The organism is Albimonas donghaensis (assembly GCF_900106695.1).
Lineage (GTDB): Bacteria > Pseudomonadota > Alphaproteobacteria > Rhodobacterales > Rhodobacteraceae > Albimonas > Albimonas donghaensis.
In genome coordinates this window covers 205890-221041 of record NZ_FNMZ01000001.1, presented here as the reverse complement: position 1 = coordinate 221041, position 15152 = coordinate 205890, and the positions used below count along the sequence as shown (strand labels likewise).

14 protein-coding genes are annotated in these 15152 nt (G+C 70.2%); 9 read left to right on the top strand and 5 right to left on the bottom strand.

The annotated features are described in order from the left end of the window. Window positions 1-3: 3 nt before the first annotated feature. The gene (locus BLV24_RS00910; RefSeq protein WP_245710323.1) at window positions 4-288 is read right to left on the bottom strand and encodes a helix-turn-helix domain-containing protein; all 285 of its coding nucleotides are present in this window, start codon (window positions 286-288) and stop codon (window positions 4-6) included. A gap of 293 nt (window positions 289-581) precedes the next feature. Here BLV24_RS00910 and BLV24_RS00905 point away from each other — a divergent pair, with 293 nt between their 5' ends. From BLV24_RS00905 to BLV24_RS00885, 5 genes are all read left to right on the top strand, one after another. Further along, window positions 582-1409 carry an OmpA family protein gene (locus BLV24_RS00905; protein ID WP_176954577.1) on the top strand — a complete coding sequence of 276 codons (828 nt, stop codon included), beginning with the start codon at window positions 582-584 and terminating at the stop codon, window positions 1407-1409. Window positions 1410-1759: 350 nt separating this feature from the next. After that, on the top strand, window positions 1760-3616 hold the full coding sequence (locus tag BLV24_RS00900) for a M3 family oligoendopeptidase (protein WP_092679259.1): 1857 nt from the start codon (window positions 1760-1762) through the stop codon (window positions 3614-3616). 106 nt (window positions 3617-3722) lie between these two features. Then, window positions 3723-5027, top strand: a complete 1305-nt coding sequence (hisD, locus tag BLV24_RS00895) for a histidinol dehydrogenase (RefSeq protein WP_092679258.1) — start codon at window positions 3723-3725, stop codon at window positions 5025-5027. Between the two features lie 2 nt (window positions 5028-5029). Continuing rightward, complete coding sequence (locus BLV24_RS00890) at window positions 5030-5500, top strand: UPF0262 family protein (RefSeq protein ID WP_092679257.1); 471 nt, start codon at window positions 5030-5032, stop codon at window positions 5498-5500. A 14-nt stretch (window positions 5501-5514) separates the two neighbouring features. Further along, entirely contained in the window at window positions 5515-5961 is a 447-nt protein-coding gene (locus BLV24_RS00885; protein ID WP_092679256.1) for an arsenate-mycothiol transferase ArsC, read from the top strand. A gap of 7 nt (window positions 5962-5968) precedes the next feature. On the opposite strand, the gene BLV24_RS00880 is transcribed toward BLV24_RS00885, so the two are convergent. From BLV24_RS00880 to dctP, 4 genes are all read right to left on the bottom strand, one after another. After that, window positions 5969-6661 carry a 2OG-Fe(II) oxygenase gene (locus BLV24_RS00880; protein ID WP_092679255.1) on the bottom strand — a complete coding sequence of 231 codons (693 nt, stop codon included), beginning with the start codon at window positions 6659-6661 and terminating at the stop codon, window positions 5969-5971. An 80-nt stretch (window positions 6662-6741) separates the two neighbouring features. Continuing rightward, on the bottom strand, window positions 6742-8148 hold the full coding sequence (locus tag BLV24_RS00875; protein ID WP_092679254.1) for a TRAP transporter large permease: 1407 nt from the start codon (window positions 8146-8148) through the stop codon (window positions 6742-6744). Next, entirely contained in the window at window positions 8148-8960 is an 813-nt protein-coding gene (locus tag BLV24_RS00870; RefSeq protein ID WP_092679253.1) for a TRAP transporter small permease, read from the bottom strand. The genes BLV24_RS00875 and BLV24_RS00870 overlap by 1 nt, the downstream gene beginning before the upstream one ends. Window positions 8961-9316: 356 nt before the next feature. Beyond that, window positions 9317-10390: a TRAP transporter substrate-binding protein DctP gene (dctP, locus tag BLV24_RS00865; RefSeq protein ID WP_176954576.1), complete on the bottom strand. Its 1074-nt coding sequence runs from the start codon at window positions 10388-10390 to the stop codon at window positions 9317-9319. Between the two features lie 153 nt (window positions 10391-10543). On the opposite strand from dctP, the gene BLV24_RS00860 reads away from it, so the two are divergent. The 4 genes from BLV24_RS00860 (at window position 10544) to BLV24_RS00845 (ending at window position 15132) form a co-directional block, all read left to right on the top strand. Continuing rightward, entirely contained in the window at window positions 10544-11371 is an 828-nt protein-coding gene (locus tag BLV24_RS00860; RefSeq protein ID WP_218133318.1) for an IclR family transcriptional regulator, read from the top strand. Between the two features lie 784 nt (window positions 11372-12155). Beyond that, complete coding sequence (locus BLV24_RS00855) at window positions 12156-13232, top strand: TRAP transporter substrate-binding protein (RefSeq protein WP_092679251.1); 1077 nt, start codon at window positions 12156-12158, stop codon at window positions 13230-13232. Next, window positions 13229-13777: a TRAP transporter small permease subunit gene (locus BLV24_RS00850; RefSeq protein ID WP_092679250.1), complete on the top strand. Its 549-nt coding sequence runs from the start codon at window positions 13229-13231 to the stop codon at window positions 13775-13777. The genes BLV24_RS00855 and BLV24_RS00850 overlap by 4 nt, the downstream gene beginning before the upstream one ends. Beyond that, window positions 13774-15132 carry a TRAP transporter large permease gene (locus tag BLV24_RS00845; protein WP_092679249.1) on the top strand — a complete coding sequence of 453 codons (1359 nt, stop codon included), beginning with the start codon at window positions 13774-13776 and terminating at the stop codon, window positions 15130-15132. The genes BLV24_RS00850 and BLV24_RS00845 overlap by 4 nt, the downstream gene beginning before the upstream one ends. Window positions 15133-15152 lie beyond the last annotated feature (20 nt).

Sequence of the window (15152 nt, the reverse complement as noted above, 5' to 3'; positions counted from 1 at the left end):
GCGTCAGTCGGGCGCGACGCCCAGCACCCTCAGCCGCCGGTAGAGCGTCGAGCGGCCCATTTCCAGCCGCCGCGCGGCCTCCGACAGGTTGCCGGCGTAAAGCCGCACCGCGTGCCGGATGGCGTCGCCCTCCACATCCGCCAGCGGGCGGGCGTGGCCGTCCGCCCCGCGCAGGGGCGCGAAATCCGCAGGCGCCGCGCCCCCGGACCGCCCGCCCGCCTGCCCTTCCGCTCCCGCCGACTCACCCGGACCAACCCCGCGGCGAAGCGCGCGCCTTGCATCATCCATCATGTGTCTCTTCCGTATCGCCCTCGATCCCAAGCCTTGAAACGCAGGTGACTCGATTTACGCTCTCGACAGAATCGGCGCGAAGTTAGGCCCAAGAGACCAATGTGTTGTTAAAACGCGACGAGGCATGAATTCCGCAGCCGTTTCCGAGCCATCGCGCCGCTTACATGGTTGATCGTCGCCGCGGATCGTGGCAATCGAACCGCAGGGTGCAGTCGGAACTACACGATCGCCGGCGCCCATACTTTCATGACCCGGCAGCCGCAGCCGGGCGAACCGAGACGGAGAGAGGGATGAACATCATTTCCCGGACTGCCATGGCCGGAACCGCCCTGGCGCTTGCCGGCTGCTCGTATCTGCCGGGCGCAAACCTGGGCGACACGTTCACGGCCGAGAGCTACCTTGGGACCTCGATCGAGGGCTCGGGCTTCAACGCTGCTCTGGCTCGCGAATACCAGGCGCTCGCCGTTCGTTCGGCGCGCACCGACGTGAACTGGATGGACTCGACGGCCTACATCGCCAAGTCCGAGGCCGCCGCCGCCGGCGGCGTCGCGCCCTGGACCCCGGCCGAGCTGGGCGTCTCCCCCGAGATCGCCTATGACGACGTCGTTTCGCTGGTCAACGCGAACATGAACGTGCGTCCCGAGGCCTGCGCCAAGGCCCAGGCTTACTGGGACCAGTACCTCGAGTCGCTGGCCGAAGGCGCGTTCGCCTGCGTTTCGGCCGCCGACGCCAAGGCCATGCTCGAGGAGGCTCTCGTGGCCTGCCGCGGCATCGCCTCGGACATGACCGTCTACTTCGGCTTCGACAAGGCCGACATCACCGCCGCGGCCCAGGCCGTGATCGATGAGGTCGTGACCATGCTGGCCTCCTACAGCGCTCCGCTGGTTTCGATCGTGGGCCACACCGACACCGTCGGTTCGTTCGCCTACAACCAGCAGCTGTCCGAGCGTCGCGCCACCGCGGTGGAGCAGGCCATCCTGTCCCGCTCGGCCTCCTCGGGCATCAACGCCGGCACCATCTCGAAGTCCGGTCGTTCGGAATCCGAGCTGGCCGTGCCGACCAGCGACAACGTCCGCGAGCCGCGCAACCGTCGCGCCACCATCGCGATCTCCGAGTAATCGGGGGATGGCCGCCGCGGGCCCCCGGGCCTGCGGCGCGTCATGGATGATCTGAATTCGCCCCGCGCCCCTGGCGCGGGGCGTTTTCGCATGCGCGCCCCTTGCGGCCGCCCGCCCGGCGGCCCTCCCGGCCGACGCAGCCCGCGCGTGATCCGGCGGCGCGCCTCACCCTTGCCCGCCCCGCGCTCTTTCCCACCCGGTCGACCGGCGGGCGCCGCCCGACCCGTGGATTTCGCGCGCGTCCCGCGCAGTCCCTGCGCATTGCCGGCGCCGGCGCCCTTTCTCCCTCCGCCTCGCCGGGCTATATCCCGCCTTCGCCCCACGCTCCGCCGTCCATGGAGAAGCCCGACATGCACCTGCCCTTCCGCCTCGATCGCCGTCCGCTCGCCGACGCCGCCGACGCCGCTTCCGGACAGGGCGCCCCGGGCGGTCCGCTGGGCGAGCTGCCGGAATGGAACCTCGACGACCTCTATCCCGGCCCCGACGCCCCCGCCCTGCGCGAGGATCTCGACGCCGCGCGGGCCGAGGCGCAGGCGCTGGCCGATGAGTTCGAGGGCAAGATGGCGACCCTGAGCGGCGACGCCATGGCCGACGCCGTGGCCCGCTACGAGCGGCTTCAGCAGCGGCTCGGCCGGGTCATGTCCTATGCCGGCCTGCGCCACTACCAGAACACCACCGACCCCGAGCGCGCCAAGTTCATGGGCGACCGCCATAACGAGGTCACCGAGATCACCGCGCCCACGGTCTTCTTCACGCTGGAGCTGAACCGGATCGAGGATGCGGAGATCGAGCGCATGCTGGGCGAAAGCGCGGCGCTGACCCGCTACAAGCCCTGGCTGGAGCGCCTGCGCGCCTACCGGCCCTACCAGCTTTCCGACGAGCTGGAGAAATTCCTGCACGACCAGTCGGTGGTCGGCGCCGCCGCGTGGAACCGCCTGTTCGACGAGACCATGGCCCGCCTGACCTTCGAAGTGGAGGGCGAGGACGAGCCCCTGCCGCTGGAATCCACGCTGACCCTGTTATCGGATGCCGACCGGAGCCGCCGCGCCGCCGCCGCCGCGGCGCTGTCGACCGTCTTCGCCGAGCAGCTGCCGATCTTCACCCGGATCATGAACACGCTCGCGAAAGAGCAGGAGATCGAGACCCGCTGGCGCAAGATGCCCTCCGCCCAGACCGGCCGCCACCTGTCCAACCAGGTGGAGCCCGAGGTGGTCCAGGCCCTGCGCGACGCGGTGGTCGAGGCCTATCCGCGGCTCTCGCACCGCTACTACACGCTGAAGGCGGGCTGGCTGGGGCTGGACAAGCTCCAGCACTGGGACCGCAACGCCCCCCTGCCCGACGAGCCCGACCGCAAGATCGACTGGGCGGAGGCCAGGGCCACGGTCATGGACGCCTATGCCGGCTTCTCGCCGCGCATGGCGGAATTGGCCGAGCCCTTCTTCCACAACGGCTGGATCGACGCGCCGGTGAAGCCGGGCAAGGCCGCCGGCGCCTTCGCGCATCCGACCGTCACCGACGCGCATCCCTATGTGATGCTCAATTACCTCGGCAAGACGCGGGACGTGATGACGCTCGCCCATGAGCTTGGGCACGGGGTCCACCAGATCCTCGCCGCCGACCAGGGGGAGTTCCTGTCCTCCACCCCGCTGACCCTGGCCGAGACCGCCTCGGTCTTCGGCGAGATGCTGACCTTCCGCCGCCTGCTGGACCGGGAGACGGACCCGAAGAAGCGCCGCACCCTGCTGGCCGGCAAGGTCGAGGACATGCTGAACACGGTGGTCCGCCAGATCGCCTTCTACGACTTCGAATGCCGGGTCCACGCGGCCCGCGCCGAGGGCGAGCTGACCGGCGACGACCTGGGCGAGATCTGGATGCAGGTTCAGCGCGAAAGCCTCGGCCCGGCTTTCGAATTCGCGCCGGGATACGAGACGTTCTGGGCCTATATTCCGCATTTCATCCACTCGCCCTTCTACGTCTACGCCTATGCGTTCGGCGACGGGCTGGTGAACGCGCTTTACGCCGTCTACGAGGAAAGCGGCGAGGGCTTCCAGGACAAGTATTTCGACATGCTGGCCGCCGGCGGCTCCAAGGGTCACAAGGAGCTGCTGGCCCCGTTCGGGCTCGACGCCACGGACCCGCAGTTCTGGCAGAAGGGCCTCGGCCTGATCGACCGCATGATCGGCGAGCTGGAAGCCTCCGAGGTCTGATCGACCGCGGCGGGGGGGGCCGGGCGGCCTGCCCTGCGCCCCCGCCCCCGGTTGCCCCTTTCCCCTGCGCCCGCTATCACCGCGATACGCCGACCAGGGAGATCCCATGCCCGCCATCCTCCGCGCCGACCAGCCGGACTTCGAGACGCGCTTCCAGGCCCTTCTGGCCCTCAAACGCGAATCCGCCCCCGAGGTGGACGATGTCGTGGCCTCGATCCTCGCGGATGTGCGGCTGCGCGGCGACGAGGCGCTGATCGACTACACCTCGCGCTTCGACCGGCTCGACCTCGCGCCCGACACGCTGGCGATCTCGCCCGAGGAGATCGCCGCCGCCTCCCTCGCCGTGCCGCCGGACGAGGCGCAGGCGCTGGAGCTGGCCGCCGCGCGGATCGAGGCCTATCACCGCCGCCAGCTGCCCGAGAACGTGAGCTTCGAGGACGAGGCCGGCGCGCAGCTCGGCTGGCGCTGGACGCCAGTGGAGGCCGCGGGGCTCTACGTGCCCGGGGGGACCGCCTCCTACCCGTCATCGCTGCTGATGAACGCCATTCCCGCGCGGGTCGCGGGCGTGAGGCGGCTGTCGGTCTGCATGCCGACGCCCGGCGGCAAGGTGAACCCGCTGACGCTGCTGGCCGCGCGGCTGGCGGGCGTGACCGAGATCTTCCGAATCGGCGGCGCCCAGGCCATCGGCGCGCTCGCCTACGGCACCCAGACGGTGCAGGCCGTGGACAAGATCGCCGGGCCCGGCAACGCCTATGTCGCCGCCGCCAAGCGCCGGGTCTACGGGACCGTGGGGATCGACATGATCGCCGGCCCCTCCGAAATCCTGGTCATCGCCGACGCCGACCAGAACCCCGACTGGATCGCCATGGACCTGCTGAGCCAGGCCGAGCATGACGAAAGCGCCCAGTCGATTCTGCTCACCGACAGCCCCGCCATGGCCCAGGCCGTGATCGCGGCGGTGGAGCGCGCGCTCGCCCTCCTGCCCCGCCGCGACATCGCCGAGGCGTCGTGGCGCGCCAACGGCGCGGTGATCCTGACCCGCGACCTCGCCCAGGCGGCCGAGATCTCCGACCGCATCGCGCCCGAGCATCTGGAGATCTGCACCGAGGACGCCGAGGCGCTGTCCGCCCGCATCCGCCATGCCGGCGCGATCTTCCTGGGCGCCTACACGCCCGAGGCCATCGGCGACTATGTGGGCGGGCCCAACCACGTGCTGCCCACGGCGCGCTCGGCCCGGTTCTCCTCCGGCCTGTCGGTGCTGGACTTCATGAAGCGCACCACCATCGCCCGCATGTCCCCCGGCGCGCTCGCCGCCATCGGCCCGTCGGCGGAGACCCTGGCCCGCTCCGAGGGACTGGAGGCGCATGCGCTGTCCGTGCGCCTGCGGCTCGACGCGCTCAACGAGGGCTGATTATGACCCGTCTCACCGCCATCACGCTGGACGAAGCCGGGCTCGCCGCCCCCACCCCGGAAGTGGAGCAGGAGCGCAAGGTCGCCATCTACGACCTGCTGGAGGAGAACAGCTTCTCCCTGACCCGCGAGGATTCGCCCGAAGGCCCCTACGCGCTGGGGCTCGGCATCCGCGACCGGCGGGTGGTGTTCTCCCTGACCACCGAGGCGGGCGATCCGGCGGGGGAGTTCCACCTGTCGCTGGGTCCGTTCCGGCAGATCATCAAGGACTATTTCGCGATCTGCGAAAGCTACTACGACGCGGTGAAACGCCTGCCGCCGAGCCAGATCGAGGCCATCGACATGGGCCGGCGCGGCATCCACAACGAGGGCGCGCGGATCCTGCGGGAGCGTCTGGAAGGCAAGGCCGAGGTCGACGACCATACCGCGCGGAGGCTGTTCACCCTGGTCTGCGTCCTGCACTTCAAGGGCTGAACGGGGACCGACCCATGGCCCTGCTTCCCGCCTCCGTCCTGTTCTGCTGCGACCACAACGCGGTCCGCTCGCCCATGGCGGAGGGGCTGATGAAGAAGCTGCACGGCACGCGCATCTTCGTGCAGTCGGCCGGCGTGAAGCACGACATGGAGGTCGACCCCTTCGCCGTCGCCGTCTGCGCCGAAATCGGGGTGGAGCTGGAAAAGCACCGCGCCCGCTCCTTCGAGGATCTGGCCACGGGGGGCGAGCAGATCGACAGTTACGAGCTGATCGTGGCCCTGTCGCCCGCCGCCCAGCGCGCCGCGCTCGATCACACCCGCTGGTACGCGACCGAGGTGCGCTACTGGCCCACCCTCGACCCCACCGGGATCGGCGAGCGGCGGGAACAGAAGCTCGACGCCTATCGCGCGACGCGGGACCAGATCCTGGCCAATCTCCGCAAGGAGTTCTCCACGTTCTGAGGCGCCCTCAGGCGGCGTCATGGAAGATGATCCCCAGCGTGGCGCGTTCCCCCGCCCGCAGGCGCGACACGCCGTGGCGCTGCTTCACGCGGTAGGTTCCGCGGGTTCCCTGCCGCGGGCGGTCCGACACCGCGAAGGCGACCGCATGGCCCTGGGCCAGGGGCACGACCTCGGCGCGGGACTGCATGCGGGGGCGCTGCTCGGTCAGCACGAACTCGCCGCCCTCGAAAGCCTCGGGCGGGCTCAGCAGGATCACCACCTGGATCGGAAAGGCGAGGTCGCCGTAAAGGTCCTGGTGCAGGCAGTTGAAGTCCCCCGGCCCGTAGCGAAGCATCAGCGGCGTGGGTTTCGTCTGCCCCGCGGCGGCGCAGAGCGCGCGGAACGCGGCGTGGGTCGCAGGGTAAGGCCGCCCCCGCCCCATGCGCTCGGCCCAGGCGTTGGCCGCGGGGACCAGGCGGGCGTAGAGCGACGCGCGCAGGGCCGCCACCGCCTCGGGCAGCGGATCGGCGAAATACTTGTACTCGCCCTCCCCGAAGCCGTGACGGCGCATGACCACATGGCTGCGGAAGGGCGCCGGCTCGGGATAGAGCGCGGCGAGAGCGGCGCAGGCCGCGGGGTCCAGCACGGGGCCGAGATCGGCGTGGCCGTGGGCGTCCAGCGCCTCCGCGGGATCGGAATCGGGATGGGCGAGGTCGAGCATGGGCGGGGCTCCTGCATGCGAAGGGGGCGGCGCGGCCTTGATCGCCGCCCCGCCCCCCTGCCGTCAGCCCGTTTCCTGCGCTATCCGCCCGCCGCCACCGTCGCGGCCAGATCCCCGGACAGCCACAACCCGATGGCCTGCATGGCGCCCAGATCCTCGGTCCGCAGGAAGCTCATCCAGTCGGTGTAGAGCCCGGGCAGGTAGAGCGTGATCTCCGGCCAGCCGATCAGCACCGCCAGCGTCAGGATATCCATGGCCAGGAACCACATCACGCCCCGGAAGATCGTGGTCACCGGCACCGCCTTGCCCACCACCGAGGAGATGATGAACACGTTGAACCCCAGCGGCGGCGTGATCAGCCCGATTTCCAGATACTTGATCATGATGACCCCGAACCAGATCAGCGAGACGTCGTAGCTCTCCACCACCGGGGTCACGATGGGCAGGGTCAGCAGCATGATCTCGATGGGCCCGATGAAGGTGCCGAGGATCACGTAGATCAACGAGATGGCGATGATGACGGGCGTGGCGTCGGTGGAGATCGAGCTCGCCCAGTCCGCCAGGAACTGGCCGAGCCCCGAAATCGCGATGAAGCGCGAGAAGATCATCGCGCCGAAGATGATGGCGAAGATCGAGCCGGTCTGGCGCAGCGCGTCGAAGAAGGCGGCGCCGGTCTTGGCCTTGTTCATGCGCCCCGCGGCGAGCGCGATGAAGAAGGCGCCGGCGGCGCCGATGGCGCCGGCCTCCATCGGGGTGAAGAAACCGATCATGATGCCGCCCATCACCAGGATGAACAGCAGCACGATCCCCCAGGAGCCCGAGAGCGCCCGCATCTTGTCGCCCAGGCTCACCCGCTCCAGCATCCCGGGCGCGAGGGCCGGGTTGATGCGGGCGCGGATCAGCACCATGCCGATATAGATCGCCGCCGACAGGAAGCCGGGGATCACGCCCGCGATGAACAGCAGCGCGATGGATTGCTCGGTGAACACGGCGTAGAGGATCATCAGCACCGAGGGCGGGATCAGCGAGCCCAGCGTGCCCGAGGCCGCCACCACGCCGGTCGCCAGCCCCTTGTCGTAGCCGCGCCGCAGCATCTCGGGCACCGCGATCTTGCCCATCGCCGCGGCGGTGGCGAGCGAGGAGCCGGAGACCGCCGCGAATGCCGCGCAGCCCAGCGTCGAGGCCGCCGCCAGCCCGCCGGGCGTGCGCCCGAACCAGACCCGCGCCGCGTCGTAGATCTCCCGCGTGAAGCCGGAGACATAGGTGATGTAGCCCATCAGCATGAAGGCGGGGATGGTGGTCAGGTCGAAGTTCAGGATGGTCCCGAACGTGTCCGAGGACAGCACCGCGTCCGCCGCCCGGTCCGAGCGCAGGACGGTCAGCCCCACCCAGCCCACCAGGGTGAGCGCGAAGGCCACCGGCATGCGGCAGAACATCAGCACGATCATCGCGAGCACGCCCAGCGCGCCGATCACTTCCCGTTCCATCAGGAATTCCCCCCGGCGTCGCGGCCGCGCTCATCCGAGGCGGTGGTGTCGATGAATTCGCCCGAGGTCTCGACCTCGGCGCCGCTATGGGCGGGCAGCAGCGGGGTGAGGTCCCATCCCGGCGGGGCGCCGGCGGCCTCCGCGTCGACAAGCTCCGTCACCGGCAGCACCAGCACCTGGATGGCGGTGCGCGCCAGCCACCAGGCCAGCCCCATCATGAAGATCAGCCGCGGCGGCCACATGGGCAGGTCGTAGATCGACCCGTAGGTGATTTCGAGGAAGGAGCCCGGCACCTCCTCGATGCTCACCCAGGCGAGCCGGGAGACCGCGAGGCAGCCCGCCAGCACGCCCACCAGGCGCAGGGTGCGGTTGGTGCGCTCGGACATGTTGTCGGTGAAGGCGGTGACCTCGATATGCTCGCCGCGGCCCTGGATCACGCCCATCATCAGGGCGGCGACCAGAACCAGCGCCCATTCGGCCATGGTGTAGTCGTCGGGAATCGGCTTCCACAGCGTGCGCCCGATCACCGAGAAGAAGGTGACCAGCACCATGGCGGCCAGCGCCGCGCCGGCGACATAGACCACCACGCGGTCGATGCGCGCCATGGTCCGGGCCGCGGCGACCAGGCCGCGGGTCCCCCGCTCCCGCCCCGAGGCGGAAAGGGTGAGGGCCGACAGCCACGCGACCCGCAGCACCATGATCAGCAGCAGGTCGAGGAAGAGGCCGAGGCCCCAGAGGATCGCCACATGGAGCGCCGACCAGAAGCTGTCGGGCTCGGAGATCCAGGCGTCATGAATGAGATAGGTGAACACGGGGCTCGGGCTCTTTCCGGTTGCGGGCGGATTGCGCTTGCGGGCGCGCAGGCCGTCGGAGGCGACCCGACGGGCCGGGCGCCTCCCTCCCCCGCGTGCGGGGAAGGGCCGGGATGGGGGGGCGGCGCCGGCGCGGCGCCCGGATCGGCGGGAAGGCCGGCGCGAAGGGCGGTCGGGGGGGGCAGGCCCCGGTCCCCCGGCGCGCCCCCCGCCGCCCCGTCGCGTGCCGAAGCCGCGGCGCGGACAGGGAGGCGGCGGGCCGGACGCAAGGTCCGGGGCCAGGACCGGGGCTCAGGTCGGGGCTCAGCTCAGGGCTCAGGCCCGACCCGATCCCGCCCCCGGCGCGGCGCGCGGGCTCACCAGGGGTAGCCCTCGGCCTTCATCTTCTCCTCCAGCGCGTCGACCTTGCCGATGTAGAACTCGGCGATCTTCGGCGCGTCGGGATCGACCTCGGTCGCCTTGGCGACGTTGTTGTCGTAGCTGGGCTTCAGCCCGGCCCGCCAGGCGTCCTTGTCCGCGCCCTCAACCTTCAGCACCTTCATCGGATAGGTCTCGTCGACCTGCACCTTGGCGAGGCTCTCCTCGTCGAAGGTGATCTCGGCCCGCGCGAGGTCCAGCGTCAGCTGCGGCAGCGACCCGGCGATGATCTCGCGCTGTTCGTCGGTCAGGTCGTTCCAGCGATCCAGGTTCATGTAATACATGTTCATGTGCTGGCCGAGGTCGAGGATCGTCAGGTGGTCCGCCACCTCGTTGAGCTTGTAGGGGTAGAGCTGCCCCAGATAGGTGACCGACCCGGTGATCGTCCCCTTCTCCAGCGAGGTGTAGGTCTCCGGCGACCGGATCCGCGCCGGGTTCACGTCCAGGTCCAGCGCCTTGGCCGCGTAGGTCCAGTGCGAGGACAGGCGCATGGTCTTGCCGTTCATCGCCTGCGGGGTCGGGTAGAACTGGTCGCCCACCAGCACCGTCGAGCCGATGGAGTGATTGGTGAGGAACTTGAGGTTGTTGGCCTCGTCCTCCGCCGCGATCTCGGGGAACGCGTCGCGCGTCGCCAGCCAGGCCTGGGTGATCACATAGGGATCGCCGGTGCCGAAGGAGGTCGACGACAGGTAGGTCAGCGGGAACACGGTGCGCGTGTAGGCCGGAACCAGGATGCCGATATCGGCCAGCCCGGAGGACACCGCCTTGAGATTGTCGGCCAGCTTGGACAGCGACTGCTGGTAGTAGAATTCCACCTCCAGGTCGCCGTTGGTCTTCTCTTCGATCATCTTCGCCCAGGCCTCGAAGACCGGGGACTGCGGCGCGGTCGGCGTCGCGGAGGTGGTGAAGGACAGCACCTCCCCGGCCTTGGCGGCGGGGGCGGAGACCGCTCCGGCGGCGAGCGCGAGGGCGAAGGCGGCGCCGAGGGCGGCCGCCGGTCTGGCGAGCATCATGTCGTTCCTCCCATTCACGACCGCGCGGCCCGGCTGTTGGCGCCGGGTCCCGCCGCGGTCAGAGCCGAAGACTTGCACGCGTCGCGTCGCCATGCCATCGAAAGAGTGATATATAACATCACCTACCTGATGGCTTTACCCGGGAGACGAAGCTTGGACGGCTCGGAAGAAGTCCGCTACGGCGGAATGGTGAAATCTGCGGTGCGCGTCATCGAGATCCTGGAGTTCTTCGAGGCCGAACGTCGGGCCCTGAAGGTCAGCGAGATCGTGGAGGGGCTGCGGATGCCGCAATCCTCGGTCTCGACGCTGATGAAGACGCTCGCCGCGCAGGGCTATGTGGAGTTCGACCCGGAGACCCGCCGCTATCGCCCGGCGCCGCGGCTGGCCTTTCTGGGGCACTGGGCGCTGGGGGGGCCGGGGAATATCGAGCAGGTGCAGAACCTGATGCGGGCGCTGGCCGAGCAGACCGAGGAATCGGTGCTGCTGGGCGGACAGAAGGGCCTGTTCATGCAGTATCTCTCGATCATCGAGAGCCCGCACAACCTGCGTTTTTCGCTGCGCCCGGGGCTGGTGCGGCCGCTGCACGGCTCGGGGATCGGGATCATGCTGCTGACCCGCCGCTCGGACGACGACATCCGCCGGATCGTGCGCCGCCACCGGGCCGAGTTCGGGGCCGAGGACGGCTGGCCGGATGAGGAGGCCACGCTGGAGAATGTCCGCCTCGCCCGCGCGCAGGGCTATATCGAGACCTTCGGCATCGCCTCGCGCGGGGCCGGCACCATCTGCACGCTGCTGGAAATACCGGGCTCGGGCCCCTGTCTGGGCATCGCGGTGGGCGGGCCGATCAGCCGGCTCGACACCCATCGCGAGGAGCTGCGCGAGACGCTGACCCGCACCGTCGCGGAATTCGTGCGGGACCTCGCCGAGCTTCCCGTCGCCGCGGGCCGGGCCGAACGGAGCTTTCCCGCCGGACACGCTTGACGGCCGCCCCCCGGGCGCCAACCGCTCCGGTCGGGAGCGGCGGGCGTCCGGGGGATCGGCCGGCGGCGGCGCCACACCGCGGCGCGCGAACGGCCGCGCGCCTTCGACGCTTCTTCACGCGGCCGGCGACTCCGGCCCGAACAACGCGACGCGGCCCGATATCGACGCGACCGGACCCCAAGCTACGGACAACGCACTCCACCTCGCACGCTCCGCGCGATACCCGACCCGCGCCCCCCTTTACGCAACCACACGCGCCTCGCCGTCCCTCCCCCGCGCCCCCGGCGAAGACGTCCGATCCGGCGGGATCGGTCGGCCTCATCCGGGCCCGCCTCCCGCGAGCGGGGAGGAATGGCCGGGGGCCGACCGTTGCAGGCGGTCGGTCCCCGTTCTCGGCTGGACGCGGAAAACCACGCTGCGTCTGACGCTTGAGCTATCTCACCGCCGCTGAAAGCCCCGCGATACGCCGCGGGCGGGGGCGCCTTGACCCTTCCAAATACGGCCGCCTCATGAACGGGTTTCAGCCTGGTTAAAAAATCTTCATCATCGTGACTCGCTGACCCGCGCGGCGCCGTTTCGTCGCCGCATCCGCGCCGGAGCCCGGCCTTGATTCCGCCTCGGTCAGGGGCGCGCGGGCGATCCCGACTGGACGTGTGGGGCGTGGGAGGCGATAGATCATCTATGCCGACGCACGGGCAACGCCCGGGCGGAAACGAGCGCTCGGCGCGCGGTCGGGGGGAGGAGGCCCCTCTCCTGCGCGACCGAAGGACCCTGGGAGGGAACCATGACCACGACACGCAGACCCGGCCTTCGCGGGCTGGCCGCCGCCGCGGCCGCAGCCATCCCCGCCGCGATCCTCGCCCTGACGCCCGCGCCCGACGGCGCCCGGGCGCAGGAATTCACCTTCAAGCTTCACCATCTGCTGTCCGCCCAGGCGCCGGCCCATTCCCGCATGCTGGTCCCCTGGGCCGAGCAGGTGGAGGAGAACTCCGGCGGCCGGGTGAAGATCGAGATCTTCCCCGCCATGACGCTGGGCGGCCGCCCGCCCGAGCTGATCAACCAGGTGCGCGACGGGGTCGTGGATCTGATCTGGACGGTGAACGGCTACACGCCGGGCCTGTTCCCGCGCACCGAGGTGTTCGAGCTTCCCAATGTCTTCACCAACGATCCCCGCGCCGCGGATCTGGCGATGAACGAGATGCTGGCCTCGGGCGCGCTGGCCGACGACTACAAGGGCGTGGAGGTCATGTTCCTGCATGTCCACGCCGGCCAGGCCATGCAGATGCGCGACAAGCTGGTGCGCACGCCCGCCGATCTGGCGGGGCTCAACATCCGCACCCCCACCCGCACCAACGCCTGGGTGATCGAGGCGCTGGGCGCCACCCCGGTCGCCATGCCGGTGCCCGACCTGCCCCCCGCCCTGCAGAAGGGCGTGGTGGACGGGGCCTTCATCCCGTTCGAGATCATCCCGCCGCTGAAGATCCAGGACCAGACCGCCTATCAGGTCGAACTCGCCGACGAGGGCCGGCTGGGCACCACCGCCTTCCAGGTCTCGATGAACCAGGCGCGCTGGGACGGTCTTCCCGACGACATCAAGAAGGCGTTCCGCGACGCCTCGGGCCCCGAATGGCAGGCCCGGGTCGGAGAGATCTGGCGGGCCGCGGATGATTTCGGCATCGGGCTCGCGGTCAAGGCCGGCAACGAGCACGTCACCCTGACGCCCGAGGAAAGCGCCGCCTTCGCCGCGGCGCTGGACCCGGTGGTGGGGCGCTGGGTCGAGGAAGTGAAGAGCAAGGGCATCGACGGCCAGGCGCTGGTCGACGAGGCGCGCGCGCTGATCGAAAAGCACGCCGCCGAATGACCTCGGAGACCGGCGCCGAGACCCCGCCCCGCCGCGCCGGCTGGACCGGCGCGGCGGCCCGGGCGATCGAGCTCTGGGCGCTGGCCGGCGGCGCGCTGCTGCTGGGGGTGGTGGCGATCAACGCCGCCTCGGTGATCGGGGGCGTCTTCGGCGCCCCCGTGCCCGGCGATTTCGAACTGACCGAGATGGGGGTGGCCGTCGCCGCCTTCGCCTTCCTGCCCTGGTGCCAGCTGACCGGCGCCAACGTCACCGCCGACATCTTCACCGCCCGCGCCTCGCGCGCCTGGACCGCGCGGTTCGCGCTGGCCGCCGCCGTGGTGGCGCTGTTCTTCGCGCTGCTGCTCCTGTGGCGGATGTGGGCGGGGATGCTGGATCAGCGGGAATACGACTACATGACCGCCATCCTTTCGGTCCCCGTGTGGTGGGCCTTCCCGCCGATCCTGGTGTCGCTGGCCCTGCTGGCGGTGGCGGCGCTGGTGTCGCTGGTCGAGGCCGCGCCGGTCGCCGCGGGCCGGGCGCCGGGCGCGGGGAGCGGCCCGGCATGATCGACGCCGTGACCCTGGGGGTCGGCGCGCTGGTCGCGCTGGTGGCGCTGATCGCGCTGCGCATGCCCATCGCCTACGCCATGATCCTGGTTTCGGGGCTGGGCATCGCCTGGCTGAACGGATCGGCCCTGATGCTCAACCAGCTCAAGACGCTGGCCTATGGGCAGTTCTCCATCCATTCGCTGTCGGTGATCCCGATGTTCGTGCTGATGGGCGCGCTGGCGGCAAAGGCGGGGCTGAGCCAGGCGCTGTTCCGCGCCGCCGACGCCTGGCTGGGGCGCCTGCCCGGAGGCGCCGCGATGGCCGCGATCGCGGCCTGCGCGGGGTTCGGCTCGGTCTGCGGATCGTCGCTGGCCACCGCCTCGACCATGGGCCGGGTCGCCCTGCCCGAGCTCGCCCGCTACCGCTATTCCGGCGCGCTGGCCACCGGCACGCTGGCGGCGGGCGGGGTGCTGGGCATCCTGATCCCGCCCTCGGTGGTGCTGATCGTCTACGCGATCATCACCGAGGCCAATATCGTCACCATGTTCATGGCCGCCTTCGTCCCCGGCCTGATCGCGGTGGTCCTGTTTCTGGGCGTCATCGCGCTCTATGTCACGCTGCGCCCCGAAGCCGGCCCCCGCGGCGAACGCGTGAGCCGGGAGGAGCGCCGCGCCGCCACGCTGGGCGTGATCCCGGTGGTGGCGATCTTCGCGCTGGTGCTGGGGGGGATCTACGCCGGGCTCTACAATCCCACGCCCGCCGCGGCAGTGGGCGTGTTCCTGGTCTGGCTGGTGGGCACGCTGCAGGGCCGCCTGCGCCTGCCCCAGATGATCGAGGCGCTGAAGGAGACCGCGGGCTCGTCCGGCATGATCTACCTGATCCTGCTGGGCGCGGAGATGATGAAGATCTTCATGTCCCGCATCGGCCTGCCGCAGGAGACGGCGGCCTGGATCGCGGGCTCCGGCCTCACCCCGATGGTGGTTCTGCTGCTGCTGCTGCTGGCGCTGATCGTGCTGGGGTGTTTTCTCGACAGCCTGTCGATGATCCTGCTGGTCATCCCGTTCTTCTGGCCGGTGCTGATCGAGCTGAACGGCGGGATCTACCAGGGGGCCGAGGGGTCGGGCTTCGGGCTTTCCACCGACGAGCTGAACGTCTGGTTCGGGATCCTGGCGCTGATCGTGGTGGAGCTGGGGCTGATCACGCCGCCGGTGGGGATGAACGTGTTCGTCATCTCGAGCCTGGCGAAGAACGTCCCGATGATCGAGACCTTCAAGGGCGTCGCGCCGTTCTTCGCGGCCGAGATGCTGCGGGTCGCCCTGCTGCTGATCTTCCCCGGGATCGTGCTGTTCCTGCCCCGGCTGCTGGGCGGCTGATCGCGCGCGCGCTCCCACCC

What these genes read in the sequence shown, in the direction of transcription:
- BLV24_RS00910 (WP_245710323.1), bottom strand. Translation starts at nt 288, where the DNA reads ATGGATGATGCAAGGCGCGCGCTTCGCCGCGGGGTTGGTCCGGGTGAG.
- BLV24_RS00885 (WP_092679256.1), top strand. Translation starts at nt 5,515, where the DNA reads ATGGCCCTGCTTCCCGCCTCCGTCCTGTTCTGCTGCGACCACAACGCG.
- BLV24_RS00905 (WP_176954577.1), top strand. Translation starts at nt 582, where the DNA reads ATGAACATCATTTCCCGGACTGCCATGGCCGGAACCGCCCTGGCGCTT.
- BLV24_RS00880 (WP_092679255.1), bottom strand. Translation starts at nt 6,661, where the DNA reads ATGCTCGACCTCGCCCATCCCGATTCCGATCCCGCGGAGGCGCTGGAC.
- BLV24_RS00845 (WP_092679249.1), top strand. Translation starts at nt 13,774, where the DNA reads ATGATCGACGCCGTGACCCTGGGGGTCGGCGCGCTGGTCGCGCTGGTG.
- hisD (WP_092679258.1), top strand. Translation starts at nt 3,723, where the DNA reads ATGCCCGCCATCCTCCGCGCCGACCAGCCGGACTTCGAGACGCGCTTC.
- BLV24_RS00900 (WP_092679259.1), top strand. Translation starts at nt 1,760, where the DNA reads ATGCACCTGCCCTTCCGCCTCGATCGCCGTCCGCTCGCCGACGCCGCC.
- BLV24_RS00850 (WP_092679250.1), top strand. Translation starts at nt 13,229, where the DNA reads ATGACCTCGGAGACCGGCGCCGAGACCCCGCCCCGCCGCGCCGGCTGG.
- BLV24_RS00875 (WP_092679254.1), bottom strand. Translation starts at nt 8,148, where the DNA reads ATGGAACGGGAAGTGATCGGCGCGCTGGGCGTGCTCGCGATGATCGTG.
- BLV24_RS00890 (WP_092679257.1), top strand. Translation starts at nt 5,030, where the DNA reads ATGACCCGTCTCACCGCCATCACGCTGGACGAAGCCGGGCTCGCCGCC.
- BLV24_RS00855 (WP_092679251.1), top strand. Translation starts at nt 12,156, where the DNA reads ATGACCACGACACGCAGACCCGGCCTTCGCGGGCTGGCCGCCGCCGCG.
- dctP (WP_176954576.1), bottom strand. Translation starts at nt 10,390, where the DNA reads ATGATGCTCGCCAGACCGGCGGCCGCCCTCGGCGCCGCCTTCGCCCTC.